General features: G+C 64.4%; 13 protein-coding genes and 1 tRNA gene. All 14 read right to left on the bottom strand.

All coding sequences use genetic code 11. The features are described 5' to 3' along the window. Window positions 1-95 (bottom strand): GTP-binding protein (locus HNQ52_RS16770; RefSeq protein WP_038054197.1); only part of this gene is annotated, 95 nt, incomplete at its 3' end. A gap of 57 nt (window positions 96-152) precedes the next feature. Next, window positions 153-2,243 (bottom strand): elongation factor G, encoded by a 2,091-nt coding sequence (fusA, locus tag HNQ52_RS16765; RefSeq protein WP_183962463.1) that lies wholly within the window; start codon window positions 2,241-2,243, stop codon window positions 153-155. Window positions 2,244-2,261: 18 nt separating this feature from the next. Then, entirely contained in the window at window positions 2,262-2,729 is a 468-nt protein-coding gene (gene rpsG, locus HNQ52_RS16760) for a 30S ribosomal protein S7 (protein ID WP_183962461.1), read from the bottom strand. Between the two features lie 110 nt (window positions 2,730-2,839). Then, complete coding sequence (gene rpsL / locus HNQ52_RS16755) at window positions 2,840-3,214, bottom strand: 30S ribosomal protein S12 (protein ID WP_183962459.1); 375 nt, start codon at window positions 3,212-3,214, stop codon at window positions 2,840-2,842. 203 nt (window positions 3,215-3,417) lie between these two features. Further along, window positions 3,418-7,617 (bottom strand): DNA-directed RNA polymerase subunit beta', encoded by a 4,200-nt coding sequence (gene rpoC, locus HNQ52_RS16750; RefSeq protein WP_183962457.1) that lies wholly within the window; start codon window positions 7,615-7,617, stop codon window positions 3,418-3,420. 111 nt (window positions 7,618-7,728) lie between these two features. Continuing rightward, on the bottom strand, window positions 7,729-11,820 hold the full coding sequence (gene rpoB / locus HNQ52_RS16745) for a DNA-directed RNA polymerase subunit beta (protein ID WP_183962456.1): 4,092 nt from the start codon (window positions 11,818-11,820) through the stop codon (window positions 7,729-7,731). Between the two features lie 302 nt (window positions 11,821-12,122). After that, the gene (rplL, locus tag HNQ52_RS16740) at window positions 12,123-12,497 is read right to left on the bottom strand and encodes a 50S ribosomal protein L7/L12 (RefSeq protein ID WP_183962455.1); all 375 of its coding nucleotides are present in this window, start codon (window positions 12,495-12,497) and stop codon (window positions 12,123-12,125) included. 69 nt (window positions 12,498-12,566) lie between these two features. Next, window positions 12,567-13,064: a 50S ribosomal protein L10 gene (gene rplJ, locus HNQ52_RS16735; protein WP_183962454.1), complete on the bottom strand. Its 498-nt coding sequence runs from the start codon at window positions 13,062-13,064 to the stop codon at window positions 12,567-12,569. Between the two features lie 382 nt (window positions 13,065-13,446). Beyond that, the gene (gene rplA / locus HNQ52_RS16730) at window positions 13,447-14,148 is read right to left on the bottom strand and encodes a 50S ribosomal protein L1 (protein WP_183962453.1); all 702 of its coding nucleotides are present in this window, start codon (window positions 14,146-14,148) and stop codon (window positions 13,447-13,449) included. Between the two features lie 4 nt (window positions 14,149-14,152). Then, window positions 14,153-14,581, bottom strand: a complete 429-nt coding sequence (gene rplK, locus HNQ52_RS16725) for a 50S ribosomal protein L11 (RefSeq protein WP_183962452.1) — start codon at window positions 14,579-14,581, stop codon at window positions 14,153-14,155. A gap of 140 nt (window positions 14,582-14,721) precedes the next feature. Continuing rightward, window positions 14,722-15,282 (bottom strand): transcription termination/antitermination protein NusG, encoded by a 561-nt coding sequence (gene nusG / locus HNQ52_RS16720; protein ID WP_183962451.1) that lies wholly within the window; start codon window positions 15,280-15,282, stop codon window positions 14,722-14,724. Window positions 15,283-15,294: 12 nt separating this feature from the next. Then, window positions 15,295-15,672 carry a preprotein translocase subunit SecE gene (gene secE, locus HNQ52_RS16715; protein WP_183962450.1) on the bottom strand — a complete coding sequence of 126 codons (378 nt, stop codon included), beginning with the start codon at window positions 15,670-15,672 and terminating at the stop codon, window positions 15,295-15,297. Between the two features lie 14 nt (window positions 15,673-15,686). After that, a tRNA-Trp gene (locus HNQ52_RS16710) sits at window positions 15,687-15,762 on the bottom strand. A gap of 111 nt (window positions 15,763-15,873) precedes the next feature. Then, the coding region (locus tag HNQ52_RS16705; protein WP_484484182.1) for an EF-Tu C-terminal domain-related protein at window positions 15,874-16,035 on the bottom strand (162 nt) is incomplete at its 5' end.

The following is a 16,035-nucleotide window of genomic DNA, read 5'->3' as shown; positions in this document are numbered from 1 at the left end:
AGCGCCGCCGTCAGCGTCGTCTTGCCGTGATCCACGTGGCCGATCGTGCCGACGTTCACGTGCGGTTTGGTGCGTTCGAATTTGCCCTTGGCCATGACTCGTAACCTTCTGAATTGAATCTGATGTGATGTGTTGTTGGTGACGAAGAAGTCTTACGACTTCTTCATCACTTCCGCCGCGATGTTGGCCGGCGCTTCCGCGTAGTGGTCGAATTCCATCGTGAACGTGGCGCGACCCTGGCTCATCGAGCGCAGGCTCGTGGCGTAGCCGAACATCTCGCCGAGCGGGACCATCGCGTTGATGACCTTGCCCGACGGGCCGTCGTCCGAACCCTGCAGGATGCCGCGACGGCGACTCACGTCACCCATCACGTCGCCCATGTAGTCTTCCGGCGTCACGACTTCGACCTTCATGATCGGCTCGAGCAGGACCGGATTGGCCTTGCCGAATGCTTCCTTGAAGGCCATGGAACCGGCGATCTTGAACGCCATTTCGTTCGAGTCGACGTCATGGAACGAACCATCGACCGCGCGGATCTTGACGTCCACCACCGGGAAGCCAGCGAGCGGACCGTTCTGCGTCGCTTCCTCGATGCCCTTGCCCGCCGCAGCCACGTATTCCTTCGGAACCACGCCGCCGACGATCGCGCTTTCGAACGAGAAGCCGCCGCCACGCTCCTGCGGCTCCATCTCGATGACGATGTGGCCGTACTGGCCGCGACCGCCCGACTGGCGCACGAACTTGCCTTCCTGCTTGACCGCCTTGCGGATGGTTTCGCGGTAGGCGACCTGCGGCTTGCCGACGTTGGCTTCGACGTTGAACTCGCGCTTCATGCGGTCGACGAGGATTTCGAGGTGCAGCTCGCCCATGCCGGCGATGATGGTCTGGCCCGACTCTTCGTCCGAACGCACGCGGAAGGACGGATCTTCCTGCGCCAGACGGCCCAGGGCGATGCCCATCTTTTCCTGGTCGGACTTGGTCTTCGGCTCGACCGCCATCGAGATGACGGGCTCCGGGAACACCATGCGCTCGAGCGTGATGATGCTGTCCTGCGCGCACAGCGTGTCGCCGGTCGTGACGTCCTTGAGGCCGACCGCCGCGGCGATGTCGCCGGCGCGGACTTCCTTGATTTCGTCGCGCTGGTTCGCGTGCATCTGCAGGATGCGACCGATGCGCTCCTTCTTCGACTTCACCGGGTTGTAGACCTGGTCGCCGGAGTTCAGCGTGCCCGAATAGACACGGAAGAACGTCAGCGAGCCCACGAACGGGTCGGTCATGATCTTGAACGCGAGCGCCGAGAACGGCTGGTCGTCGCCCGCCTGGCGGACGCCTTCCTGCTCGTTTTCGTCCACGCCCTTCACCGGCGGACGATCGGCCGGCGACGGCAGGTAGTGGATGACCGCGTCGAGCATGGCCTGCACGCCCTTGTTCTTGAATGCCGTGCCGCAGAACACCGGGATGATGCTGGTGCTGAGCGTGCCGGCGCGGATGCCGTCCATGATCTCGCTCTCGGAGAGGTCGCCCTCTTCGAGATACTTGTTCATGAGCGTTTCCGACGTTTCCGCCGCGGCTTCCACCATGAACAGGCGCGCCTTGACGCACTCGTCCTTGAGGTTGGCCGGGATCTCGCCGTATTCGAACTTGGTGCCCTGCGAGGCCTGGTCCCACAGGATGGCCTTCATCTTCACCAGATCGATGACACCCTCGAAGCCTTCCTCGGCCCCGATCGGCACCTGCATCGGCACCGGGCTCGCGTTCAGGCGCGAACGCAGCTGGCCGACGACCTTGTTGAAGTCCGCGCCGGTGCGGTCCATCTTGTTGACGAACGCAAGACGCGGCACGGCGTACTTGTTGGCCTGGCGCCACACGGTTTCCGACTGCGGCTGGACGCCGCCGACCGCGCACAGCACGAACACGGCGCCGTCGAGCACGCGCAGCGAACGCTCGACTTCGATGGTGAAGTCGACGTGCCCGGGGGTGTCGATGATGTTGAAGCGGTGCTCGGGGAACGACGCATCCATGCCCTTCCAGAACGCCGTGGTGGCCGCCGAGGTGATAGTGATGCCGCGCTCCTGCTCCTGCTCCATCCAGTCCATGGTGGCCGCGCCCTCATGCACCTCGCCAATCTTGTGATTGACGCCGGTGTAGAAAAGGATGCGTTCCGTGGTCGTGGTCTTGCCGGCATCGATGTGGGCCATGATGCCGAAGTTGCGATAGCGGTCGATTGGTGTACTGCGTGCCACAGTCAAATTCCTTGCTCGTTACCAGCGGTAATGGGCGAACGCCTTGTTCGCTTCCGCCATACGATGGGTTTCTTCGCGCTTCTTCACGGCGCCGCCGCGGCTTTCGGCCGCATCGAGCAGCTCGCCGGCGAGCTTGCGCGGCATCGAGTTCTCGCCACGCTTGCGGGCGGACTCGATGACCCAGCGCATGGCCAGCGCCGAACGGCGGGACGTGCGGACTTCGACGGGAACCTGGTAGGTCGCACCACCGACGCGGCGGGATTTCACTTCGACCGCCGGAGCGACGTTGCCGAGCGCCTTTTCGACGAGCTCGAGCGCATTCGGATTCTTCTCGCCGATGACGTCCATCGCGCCGTAGACGATCTTCTCTGCGACGGACTTCTTGCCGCTCTGCATCACCATATTGATGAAGCGGGCGATGGTCTGGCTGCCGTGCTTCGGATCGGACAGGATGGAACGGGTACCGGGCGAACCTTTACGGGACATGGTGCGTACCTAATTGGAAAAGAACGCGAAAAACGCGTCAGGTCAAAACGGAAAACGGGCCTGGCTGAAGCTGGCACGGAACGGCCGCGTTCGCGGCCGCCCGCGCGGGATCACTTCTTCGGACGCTTGGCGCCGTACTTCGAACGGCTCTGGCGGCGCTTGGCGACGCCGGACGCGTCGAGCGAGCCACGCACGGTGTGGTAGCGAACGCCCGGCAGGTCCTTGACGCGGCCGCCGCGAATCAGCACGACCGAGTGTTCCTGCAGGTTGTGGCCTTCGCCGCCGATGTAGCTGATGACTTCGAAGCCGTTGGTGAGACGCACCTTGGCGACCTTGCGCAGCGCCGAGTTCGGCTTCTTCGGCGTCGTGGTGTAGACGCGCGTGCAGACGCCGCGGCGCTGCGGGCAGTTCGCCAGCGCCGGCGAGGCGCTCTTGTACGTCTTCGGACTGCGCGGCTTGCGGACCAGCTGGTTGATCGTTGACATGAGTGAAACCCTTGCGAAACAAAAAGCGAACCGATGCAACTCGGTCCGCTGAGACGGAAAAGTATAAACCGTGTTAACACGCCCCGTCAACGAATCGACGGGGGTGTCTTGACCAGTCCCTAGGCCCGAACACGAGGCACGTCCTGTGCCTCATTTCGTATGTCATGCCCCGGCCGCGAAGCCTGGGTGTGGATCGCCGAGCCTCAGCTTTCGCTGCCGATGTCGACCGGGGCCGACGTCGATGCGCGAAGGGTTTCGAGCTCTGCGTCCGTGAGTTGCGTCTGTTCCGCGGCCATGCGGCGCTTGTTGTGGTAAGCCAAGCCCGTACCGGCCGGAATCAAGCGACCCACGATAACATTCTCCTTGAGCCCGCGCAAGGTGTCGCGGGTGCCGCGCACCGCCGCTTCGGTCAGGACGCGGGTGGTCTCCTGGAAGGAGGCCGCGGAGATGAACGATTCGGTCGCGAGCGAGGCCTTGGTGATGCCCAGCAGCACCGGGTCGGTCTTGGCCGGCTGTTCGTTGCGGGCCACGAGCCGGGCGTTCTCCTCCACCATCCGGATGCGCTCGACCTGTTCGCCACGCAGATAGCGGCTGTCGCCGACATCGGTGACCTCGACCTTGCGCAGCATCTGGCGAATGATCGTCTCGATGTGCTTGTCGTTGATCTTCACGCCCTGCAGGCGATAGACGTCCTGGATTTCCTTGGTCAGGTACGCGGCCAGTTCCTCGACGCCCTTCAGGCGCAGGATGTCCTGCGGGTTCGGTTCGCCGTCCACCACGGTTTCGCCCTTGGCCACGTGTTCGCCTTCGAACACGATGATCTGGCGGTACTTCGGGATCAACTCCTCGTGCTCGCTGCCGTCCACATCCTTGATGATGAGGCGCTGCTTGCCCTTGGTTTCCTTGCCGAAACTGACGATGCCCGAGCGCTCGGCGAGGATCGCCTGATCCTTGGGCTTGCGCGCTTCGAACAGGTCGGCCACGCGCGGCAGACCGCCGGTGATATCGCGGGTCTTCGAGGCTTCCTGCGGGATACGCGCAACGACGTCGCCGACGCCAACCGAGGCGCCGTCCTGCAGGCTGACCACGGCGCGCGGCGGCAGCATGTACTGCGCCGGCAGGTCGGTGCCCGGGATATTGAGGTCCTTGCCCTTCTCGTCGACGATGCGGACGATCGGGCGCAGGTCCTTCGCGGCCGAACCGCGGCGCTTGGGATCGGTAATCTCCACCGATGCCAGACCGGTGAGCTCGTCGGTCTTCTCGATCACCGTCATGCCTTCGACGAAATCGACGAAGCGCAGGTAGCCGGCCACTTCCGAGACGATCGGATGGGTGTGCGGATCCCACGTGACCACGACCTGCCCGGTCTTGACCGCGGCGCCGTCCTTGACGTTCAACACCGCGCCGTACGGCAGCTTGTAACGCTCGCGCTCGCGCCCGTGCGTGTCCATGACCGAGATTTCGCCCGAGCGCGACACGGCGACGAGATGTCCGGCCGCGTGCTGCACGGTCTTGAGGTTGTTGAACTTGACTGTGCCGGTGGTGCGCACCGACACGTTGTCGACCGCCGCCGCACGCGATGCCGCACCGCCGATGTGGAAGGTACGCATGGTGAGCTGGGTGCCCGGTTCGCCGATGGACTGCGCCGCGATGACGCCGACGGCCTCGCCCTTGTTGACGATGTGGCCACGGGCCAGGTCGCGGCCGTAGCAGTAGGCACAGACGCCGAAGCTCGATTCGCAGGTGATGGTCGAGCGCACGAGGATGGACTGCACGCCCTTCTCCTCGAGCTGGGCGACCCAGCGTTCGTCGAGCAGCGTGCCGCGGGTGACGAAGGGATCCTCGTCGTTGCCCGGCAGGTAGACGTCTTCGGCCACGACGCGGCCGAGCACGCGGTCGCGCAGCGGCTCGACGATGTCGGAGCCTTCCACGATCGGCGTCATGGTGAGGCCGGCGCGGGTGCCGCAGTCGGTTTCGGTGATGACGACGTCCTGCGCCACGTCGACGAGGCGACGCGTCAGGTAACCGGAGTTCGCGGTCTTCAGCGCCGTGTCCGCGAGACCCTTGCGGGCGCCGTGGGTGGAGTTGAAGTACTGCTGGACGTCCAGGCCTTCGCGGAAGTTGGCCTTGATGGGCGTTTCGATGATCGAGCCGTCGGGCTTGGCCATCAGGCCGCGCATGCCGGCAAGCTGGCGGATCTGGGCCGCGCTGCCTCGCGCGCCGGAGTCGGCCATGATGTAGAGCGAGTTCATCGACTTCTGGTCGACGGTCTTGCCCTCGGCGTCGGTCACCTTGTCGGTGCCGATGCCCTTCATCATCGCCGCGGCGATCTGCTCGTTGGTGCGCGACCAGATGTCGACGACCTTGTTGTAGCGCTCGCCCGCGGTGACCAGACCCGAGGCGTACTGCTCCTGGATCTCGAGCACTTCGCCTTCGGCCACTTCGAGGATCTGCTTCTTCTCGTCGGGGATGGTGAGGTCGTCGATGCCGATCGAGACACCCGCACGCGTCGCGTAGCGGAAGCCGGTGTACATCAGCTGGTCGGCGAAGATCACCGTTTCCTTGAGGCCGAGCTGGCGGTAGCAGGCGTTGATCAGGCGGCTGATCGACTTCTTGTTGAGCTCGGTGTTGATCAGCGCGAACTGCAGACCCTCGGGCAGGATTTCGGCCAGCAGGGCGCGGCCCACGCTGGTTTCCACCAGCGAGACCTTGCTGCGGCGTTCGCCGTCGACGCGCTCCACTTCCGGGATGCGCACTTTGATCTTCGCGTGCAGTTCCACCACGCGGTTGTCGTAGGCGCGCTGCACTTCGGCGAGGTTGGCGAAGATCATGCCTTCGCCCTTCTTGTTGGTCAGCACGCGGGTCATGTAATACAGACCCAGCACCACGTCCTGCGTCGGCACGATGATCGGCTCGCCGTTGGCGGGCGAGAGGATGTTGTTGGTCGACATCATCAGCGCGCGCGCTTCGAGCTGGGCTTCGAGCGAGAGCGGCACGTGCACGGCCATCTGGTCGCCGTCGAAGTCGGCGTTAAAGGCGGTACAGACGAGCGGGTGCAGCTGGATCGCCTTGCCTTCCACCAGCACCGGCTCGAACGCCTGGATGCCGAGGCGGTGCAGCGTGGGCGCGCGGTTGAGCATGACCGGATGTTCGCGGATCACTTCTTCCAGGATGTCCCACACCTCGGCCGATTCACGCTCGACGAGCTTCTTCGCGGCCTTGATCGTCGTGGCGAGGCCACGGCGCTGCAGCTTGGAGAAGATGAAGGGCTTGAACAGTTCCAGCGCCATCTTCTTCGGCAGGCCGCACTCGTGCAGGCGCAGCGTCGGGCCGACCACGATGACCGAACGGCCGGAGTAGTCGACGCGCTTGCCGAGCAGGTTCTGGCGGAAGCGGCCCTGCTTGCCCTTGATCATGTCGGCGAGCGACTTGAGCGGGCGCTTGTTGGTGCCGGTGATCGCGCGGCCACGACGGCCATTGTCCATCAGCGCATCGACCGACTCCTGCAGCATGCGCTTCTCGTTGCGCACGATGATGTCGGGCGCATTGAGCTCGAGCAAACGCTTGAGACGGTTGTTGCGGTTGATGACGCGGCGGTAGAGATCGTTGAGATCCGACGTCGCGAAGCGGCCGCCATCCAGCGGCACCAGCGGACGCAGGTCCGGCGGCAGCACGGGCAGCACGGTCAGCACCATGAATTCCGGACGGTTGCCCGAATCGATGAAGGCCTCGACCAGCTTGATGCGCTTGGAGAGGCGCTTGAGCTTGGTTTCGCTGTTGGTGGCGGCGATGTCTTCCTTGAGCTTGATCAGCTCGGAGTTCAGGTCGATCGTCTTCAGCAGTTCGAACACGGCTTCGGCGCCCATGCGGGCATCGAAATCGTCGCCGTGGTCCTGCACGGCCTGCAGGTACTGCTCTTCGGTCAGCAGCTGGCCGCGCTCGAGCGCGGTCATGCCCGGATCGATCGTCACATACGCTTCGAAGTAGAGGATGCGTTCGATGTCACGCAGCGTCATGTCCAGCATGAGGCCGATGCGCGACGGCAGCGACTTCAGGAACCAGATGTGCGCCGTGGGCGTGGCGAGTTCGATGTGGCCCATGCGCTCGCGGCGCACCTTGGCGAGCGTCACTTCCGTGCCGCACTTTTCGCAGACGACGCCGCGGTGCTTCATGCGCTTGTACTTGCCGCACAGGCACTCGTAGTCCTTGATCGGTCCGAAGATCGCGGCGCAGAACAGGCCGTCGCGCTCGGGCTTGAAGGTGCGGTAGTTGATCGTCTCGGGCTTCTTCACTTCACCGTACGACCACGAGCGGATCAGGTCGGGCGAGGAGAGCCCGATCTTGATCGCGTCGAAGTCCAGCGTCTGGCGCGTCTGGTTGAAGAGGTTCAAAAGGTCTTTCATTTTGTACTCCGGGATTCGAGATTCGGGATTCGGGATTCGTAAGAGCGGGGGATTCGGAGGATTCGTGCTTAGCTGTCGCGAATCACGAATCACCAATCACCAATCACGTCCTTACCCGTTCTCTTCCAGCTCGATGTTGATCGCGAGCGAGCGGATTTCCTTGACCAGCACGTTGAACGACTCGGGCATGCCGGCCGCCATCTCGTGGTCGCCATCGACGATGTTCTTGTACATCTGGTTGCGGCCCTGCACGTCGTCGGACTTCACCGTCAGCATTTCCTGCAGGGTGTAGGCCGCGCCGTAGGCTTCCAGCGCCCAGACTTCCATTTCGCCGAAGCGCTGACCGCCGAACTGCGCCTTGCCGCCCAGCGGCTGCTGGGTGACGAGCGAGTACGGGCCGGTCGAACGCGCGTGCATCTTGTCGTCGACGAGGTGGTTGAGCTTGAGCATGTACATGTAGCCCACCGTGACCGGACGATCGAAGGCTTCGCCGGTGCGGCCGTCGTACAGCGTCGTCTGGCCCGAGGTCGGGAGGTCGGCAAGCTTGAGCATCGCCTTGATCTCGCTCTCGGCCGCGCCGTCGAACACCGGCGTCGCCATCGGCACGCCGCGCGTGAGGTTCGTGGCCAGGGCCGCGATTTCCTTGTCGTCGAGCGATCTCAGATCGGCGCGTTCGATGCCGCGTTCGGCCTTGTCGTGGTTGTAGATCTGTTCAAGGAACTTGCGCAGCTCGGCAATGTTGCGCTGCTCGTCCATCATCTTCTGGATCTTCTCGCCGAGGCCCTTGGCGGCCCAGCCCAGATGCGTTTCCAGGATCTGGCCGATGTTCATGCGCGACGGCACGCCGAGCGGATTCAGCACGATGTCGACCTGGCGGCCGTCGGCCATGAAAGGCATGTCCTCGACCGGCTGGATCATCGAGACCACACCCTTGTTGCCGTGGCGGCCGGCCATCTTGTCGCCCGGCTGGATGCGGCGCTTCACGGCCAGGTACACCTTCACCATCTTCAGCACGCCCGGGGCGAGGTCATCACCGGCGGTGATCTTGGCGCGCTTGTCGGTGAAGCGCTTCTCGAATTCCTTCTTGTGCGCTTCGATCTGCTTCTGCGCGCGCTCGATGGATTCGGCCGCGTCCTCGTCCTTCATGCGGATCGAGAACCACTCGTCCTTCTTCAGACCGTTGAGATACTCGTCGGTGATCTCGGCCTTCTTGAAGCCGTTCGGACCGCCGTTGGCGACCTTGCCGACGATCTGCGAGCGCAGGCGCGCGTAGATGGCGCCTTCGAGGATGCGGAACTGGTCGTCGAAGTCCTTCTTGACGCGCTTGATCTCCATGTCCTCGATCTGGCGCGCGCGCTTGTCCTTCTCGATGCCGTCGCGGGTGAAGACCTGCACGTCGATGACGGTGCCGTCCATGCCGGGCGGCACGCGCAGCGAGCTGTCCTTCACGTCCGAGGCCTTCTCGCCGAAGATGGCGCGGAGCAGCTTCTCTTCCGGCGTCAGCTGCGATTCGCCCTTCGGCGTGACCTTGCCGACCATGATGTCGCCGGCCTGCACTTCGGCGCCGATGTAGACCACGCCCGATTCGTCGAGGCGGCCGAGCGCCTGCTCGGACACGTTCGGGATGTCGGCGGTGATTTCTTCGGGGCCCAGCTTGGTGTCGCGCGCGACGCAGGTGAGCTCTTCGATGTGGATCGTGGTGTAGCGGTCTTCCTGGACCACACGCTCCGACAGCAGGATCGAGTCTTCGAAGTTGTAGCCGTTCCACGGCATGAACGCGACCAGCATGTTCTGGCCGAGCGCGAGTTCGCCGATGTCGGTCGAGGGACCGTCGGCCAGCACGTCGCCGCGTTCCACGCGGTCACCCACGTTCACCAGCGGGCGCTGGTTGATGCAGGTGTTCTGGTTGGAGCGGGTGTACTTGACCAGGGTGTAGATGTCGACGCCGGCATCGTTCTCGCCGACTTCTTCCTCGTTCGCGCGCACGACGATGCGGCCCGCATCGACCTGGTCGATGACGCCGCCGCGGATCGCGACCGAATTGACGCCCGAGTCGCGCGCCACGAAGCGCTCGATGCCGGTGCCGACCAGCGGGGTCTGGGCACGCAGCGTCGGCACGGCCTGGCGCTGCATGTTCGCGCCCATCAGCGCGCGGTTGGCGTCGTCGTGCTCGATGAAGGGCACGAGCGCGGCCGCGACCGACACGGTCTGCATCGGCGAGACGTCCATGTACTGGATCTCGTTCGCCGCGCGCAGCAGCGATTCGCCCTGGTAACGCGACGGGACGAACTGCTCGGCGAACGCGCCGTCCTTGGTCAGCAGCGAGTTGGCCTGCGCGACCGCGAATTCCGCTTCCTCGATGGCCGAGAGGAAGTCGATCTGGTCGGTGACCTTGCCGTCCACGACGCGGCGATACGGCGTTTCGAGGAAGCCGTAGCGGTTGGTGCGGGCGTACACGGCCAGCGAGTTGATCAGGCCGATGTTCGGGCCTTCCGGCGTTTCGATGGTGCAGACGCGGCCGTAGTGGGTCGGATGCACGTCGCGCACTTCGAAGCCGGCGCGTTCGCGCGTCAGGCCGCCCGGGCCGAGGGCCGAGACGCGACGCTTGTGCGTGACTTCCGACAACGGGTTGTTCTGGTCCATGAACTGCGACAGCTGCGAGGAGCCGAAGAACTCCTTGATCGCGGCGGCAACGGGCTTGGCGTTGATGAGGTCCTGGGGCGTGAGGCCGTCGGATTCGGCCAGCGACAGGCGCTCCTTGACCGCACGCTCGACGCGCACGAGGCCGACGCGGAAGGTGTTTTCCGCCATTTCGCCGACCGACCGCACGCGGCGGTTGCCGAGGTGGTCGATGTCGTCGACCGTGCCCTTGCCGTTGCGGATCTCGATCAGGACCTTCAACACGGCGAGGATGTCGTCGTTGTTGAGCACGCCTGCGCCTTCGACGTCCTTGCGGCCGACGCGGCGGTTGAACTTCATGCGGCCGACGCCGGAGAGGTCGTAGCGGTCGGACGAGAAGAACAGGTTCTGGAACAGGTTCTGCGCGGCGTCCTTGGTGGGCGGCTCGCCCGGACGCATCATGCGGTAGATCTCGACCAGCGCTTCGAGCGGGGTCTTGCTCGGATCGATGCGCAGGGTGTTGGAGATGTACGCGCCGCGGTCGAGATCGTTGACCCAGATGGTGCCGAGGCTGTCGATCGCCGATTTGCGGAACTTGATCAGGTGGTCGTCGTTGATCTCGTCGTTGGCGGCGGCCAGCAGTTCGCCGGTCTTCGAATCGACCACGTCGTGCGCGAGGATGCGGCCGAGCAGGTACTCGTCCGGCACTTCGAGCGTCTTGATCTTGGCCTGTTCGAGCTGCTTCACGTGGCGCGCGGTGATGCGCTTGCCGGCTTCCACGATGACCTTGCCGCCGACCACGAGATCGAAGTTCAGGGTCTCGCCGCGCAGGCGTTCGGCCACGAGTTCGAGTTCGACGCCTTCCTTGAGCAGGTGGAAGGTGTTGATGTCGTAGAAGGTCTGCAGCATCTGCTCGTTGTTGAAACCGAGCGCGCGCAGCAGGATCGTCACCGGCAGCTTGCGGCGACGGTCGATGCGCGTGAACAGCGAATCCTTCGGATCGAATTCGAAGTCGAGCCACGAACCACGGTACGGAATGATGCGCGCCGAGTACAGCAGCTTGCCCGAGCTGTGCGTCTTGCCGCGGTCGTGGTCGAAGAACACGCCCGGCGAGCGGTGCAGCTGCGAGACGATGACGCGCTCGGTGCCGTTGATGATGAAGGTGCCGTTGTCGGTCATGAGCGGCAGTTCGCCCATGTAGACCTCCTGCTCCTTCACGTACTTGATCGCCTTGTTCGAGGCCGGGCTGTCCTTGTCGTAGATGACCAGGCGCACGGTCACGCGCAGCGGCGCGCCGAAGGAGAGGCCGCGGTTGCGGCATTCGCGCTCGTCGAACGGCGGTTCGCCCAGCTTGTAGCTGACGTATTCGAGCGCGGCGTTGCCGCTGTAGCTCGAGATCGGGAACACCGACTTCAGCGCGCCATGCAGGCCGTGTTCGGCGCGCTTGGCGGGCGTGGTGTTCTCTTGCAGGAATTCACGGTAGGAGTCGACCTGGATCGCGAGCAGGTAGGGCACGTCGAGAATCGACGGTCGCTTGCCGAAATCCTTGCGGATGCGCTTCTTTTCGGTGAAGGAGTACGTCATGGGGAGAGTCCGCCTCTTCAAATTTTCAGTGGCCGCGCGTGGCGCGGGCCGGGTTCTACGTGAATCGCCAGTGGGAAGTCGCTGGTATTGCCGGCACCAGCACGCCCTCTCCCGCTACTTCCGACTGTCGACTCCGTCTGCGGCCGGGCCGCGTCGGGGCGGCCCGTGGTTCGCATCGCATCGCTGCGATGGGTGCGGCGCGCATCGCTTTGGCGATGCGGAAAAACGGCCAAGGCCCGGGGACTTTCGTCCCCAGGCCCGGGCTTGCTTCAACGTGCGGAAAACGTCTGCAACAGGGTCGCTTACTTGATTTCGACCTTGGCGCCCGCGTCTTCCAGTTCCTTCTTGAACTTCGCCGCGTCTTCCTTGCTGACGCCGTCCTTGACGGTGGCGGGCGCGGATTCCACGAGGTCCTTCGCTTCCTTGAGGCCGAGGCCGGTGATGGCGCGCACGGCCTTGATCGCGTTGACCTTGTTCGCGCCGGCTTCGGCGAGGACGACGGTGAACTCGGTCTGCTCTTCGGCCGCCGGTGCCGCAGCACCGCCCACCGCGGCAACGGCGACGGGCGCCGCTGCGGTGACGCCGAACTTCTCTTCGGCGGCCTTCACGAGGTCCATCACTTCGAGAAGGGTCATGCCCGAGATCGCTTCGAGGATCTGGTCGTTGGAAATTGCCATGATGTCAGTACCTTTGAAAGTTTTCTGGATGGGGTTGTCGAACGAACCGCAGCATCGGCCGGAAGCCGGTTACGCTGCCTGTTCCTTCTGGTCGCCGATCGCCTTGAACACCCGTGCCACGCGCGTCGCCGGTTCCATCAGCAGCGCGAGGAACATCGAGATGGCCTGGTCGCGGGTCGGCAGCGAGGCGAGCTTTTCAAGGTCGGACGCCGGCAGCAGCTTGCCGCTCATCGACACGACCTTGGTCTGCAGCTTGTCGTTGGTCTTGGCGAATTCCTTGATCAGACGCCCGGCTGCGCCGGGTTCTTCGGTCGAGAACGCGTAGAGCAGCGGACCGACGAGTGCGTCCTGGACGCATTCGAATTCGGTACCCGCCACCGCACGCGAGGCCAGCGTGTTCTTGACAACGCGCAAGTACACGCCGGATTCGCGGGCCTTCTTGCGCATCGCCGTCATTTGACCGACGGTGGTGCCCGCGTACTCGGCAGCAACCAGGGAGTGGGCTTTCGCGGCAACCTCTGCCAGCTCGGCGACAACCACTTGCTTCTGGGACAGATTAAGAGCCATAAACACTCCTCTTGTGAACTCCGCTCCCGGCTTGCGCCGGTGGCGGTCCTGGGCGGCGTCGCTCCGTGACGCCGGGGATGCGTGGTGCCATCCCGGTGGCGGGCTCTCCAGAAAACTTTCCGGAGGGCTTCACCATCTGCGCAGGCCGGTTGCCCGATTACTTCCCGCCGCCCGAACCGTTGCGTCCGTTCTGGCTGCCGCGCTTGCCTTGCGCCGGCGGTGGGAAACCTGCGGTCTTTGACGGCCTTCGTCGGATGCCAATGGATCGGCAGCCTCTGAAGCCCTCAAAATTTCGGTGTTGCGCCGGTCGGCGCATGCCCGCGTGGGCGGGCTTGCGCCGTGCCCGGCGGATGCCGGGCGACCGGGGGCGCGCAGTGCGCGCTTACTTGGTCAGGCCGAGGCTCGACTGGTCGACGATCACGCCCTTGCCCATCGTGCTGGAGACCGACACCTTCTGCAGGTACTGGCCCTTGGCGGCGGACGGCTTGGCCTTGACCAGGTCCTGCAGCAGCGCGACGAGGTTGGATTTCAGCGCGTCGGTTTCGAAGTTCGCCTTGCCAATGGTGCAGTGGATGATGCCGGCCTTGTCGGTGCGGTAGCGCACCTGACCGGCCTTGGCGTTGCGCACGGCGCCGGCGGCGTCCGGCGACACGGTGCCGACCTTCGGGTTCGGCATCAGGCCGCGCGGGCCGAGCACCTGGCCGAGCTTGCCGACCACGCGCATTGCGTCCGGCGTCGCGATGACGACGTCGTAGTTGATGTCGCCGGCGAGCATCTTCTCGGCCAGATCGTCCATGCCGACCACGTCCGCACCGGCCGCGAGAGCTTCGTCGGCCTTGGCGCCGGCCGGGGCGAACACCGCCACGCGCACCGACTTGCCGGTGCCGGCGGGCAGCACGGTGGAACCGCGCACCTGCTGGTCGGACTTCTTGGCGTCCACGCCCAGGCGCACGGCGACGTCGATCGACTCGACGAACTTCACCTTGCTGTTGTCCTTGAGCATCTTGATGGCGTCGTCGATCGCATAGGCCTTGCCCGGCTCGACGAGCTTTTCCATCGCCTTGAAACGCTTGGTGATCTTCATGTCATCAGCCCTCGACCGTCAAACCCATGGAACGCGCGCTGCCGGCGATGGTCCGCACGGCCGCATCCAGATCCGCCGCAGTCAGATCGGGCTCCTTCGCCTTGGCGATGTCCTCGAGCTGCTTGCGCGTGACCTTGCCCACCTTCTCGGTGTTCGGGCGCTTGGAGCCCGAGGTGATGCCGACGGCCTTCTTCAGAAGGATCGACGCGGGCGGGGTCTTGGTGACGAAGGTGAAGCTGCGATCGGAATACGCGGTGATCACCACCGGAATCGGCAGACCCGGCTCCAGCTTCTGCGTGGCGGCATTGAACGCCTTGCAGAACTCCATGATGTTCAGGCCGCGCTGGCCGAGCGCCGGACCGACCGGCGGACTGGGATTGGCCTGGCCGGCCTTCACCTGCAGCTTGATGTAACCGACGACTTTCTTTGCCATTGCTTTGCTCCTGCGAGTGCTAGCGCCCTTGCGGGCTCCTCGACTGTTGTTTTCCGGGATTCGTGATTCGTGATTCGCGATTCGTCAGAGCGAAAGCCCGCCCTTGCGAATCCCGAATCCCGAATCCCGAATCACGGCCCTTAAGCTTTTTCCACCTGCGAGAACTCGAGCTCGACCGGGGTCGATCGCCCGAAGATCAGCACCGCCACGCGCAGGCGGCTCTTGTCGTAGTTGACTTCCTCGACCGTGCCGTTGAAGTCGTTGAACGGGCCTTCGGTGACGCGCACCAGCTCGCCCGGTTCGAACAGGATCTTGGGACGCGGCTTCTCGACGCCTTCCTGCACGCGCTGCAGGATGTTGTCGGCCTCGCTGTCCTTGATCGGCAACGGGCGGTCGGCGGTGCCGCCGATGAAGCCCATCACCTTGGAGGTTTCCTTGACCAGGTGCCAGCTCTCGTCGTCGATGCGCAGGCCACCGCCCTCGCCCGAGGTCTCGATCTGCACCAGCACGTAGCCGGGGAAGAACTTGCGCTCGGACTTGCGCTTCTGGCCGCCGCGCATCTCGATCACTTCTTCGGTCGGGACCATCACCTCGCCGAAGCGGTCTTCCATGCCGTTGCGCACGATGCGGTCTTTCAGCGCCCGCGCAACCTGATGCTCGAAGCCCGAATAGGCGTGTACCACGTACCAGCGCTTTGCCATGTCGTCGCTCCGTCAGATCCGCAGCAGCAGGCGGACGCCGCCGGAGAGGAAGAAATCCATGATGCCGAGCAGGATGCTCACGAGCACCACCACGATCAGGATGACGACCGTGGTGCGGATGGTTTCCTGGCGCGTGGGCCAGATCACCTTGCGCAGCTCGAAGCGCGCCTCGCCCATGTAGTCGATCGTGGCGCGGCCGCGCGGCGTGGTCGCAAAGACGGCGGCGCCCGCGATCACGCCGGCCAGCGGCAGCAGCGCACGCAGCGGCGTCGCCCAGTCCGCGAACCAGTAGAATCCGACGATGCCGGCGATCACCAGCAGCACCGCCAGCACGTACTTGGCGATGTCGGCCGCCGCGGACGGCGAGTTGTTTTCGACCTTTGCGTTCATTTCACTTCAACAGATGGCACGCCAGGAGGGACTCGAACCCCCAACCTGCGGTTTTGGAGACCGCTGCTCTGCCAATTGAGCTACTGGCGTGTGGAGCCGGGAGTCGGGAAACGGGAACCGGGAGACGGGAGACGGGAGTCGTGAAGAGCAACTGCTCCTGACGCTCCGATTCCCTATTCCCGACTCCCCGTTCCCGTCGTCTTACTTCAGAACCTTCGCCACCACGCCGGCGCCGACGGTGCGGCCGCCTTCGCGGATCGCGAAGCGTAGGCCTTCGTCCATCGCGATCGGCGCGATCAGCGTCACCACCATCTTCACGTTGTCGCCCGGCATCACCATCTCCACGCCTTCCGGCAGCTGGCA

Origin of the sequence: Chiayiivirga flava (genome assembly GCF_014202825.1) — a bacterium.
GTDB classification, from domain to species: Bacteria; Pseudomonadota; Gammaproteobacteria; order Xanthomonadales; family Xanthomonadaceae; genus Chiayiivirga; species Chiayiivirga flava.
This window is presented reverse-complemented; position numbering and strand designations above follow the sequence as displayed.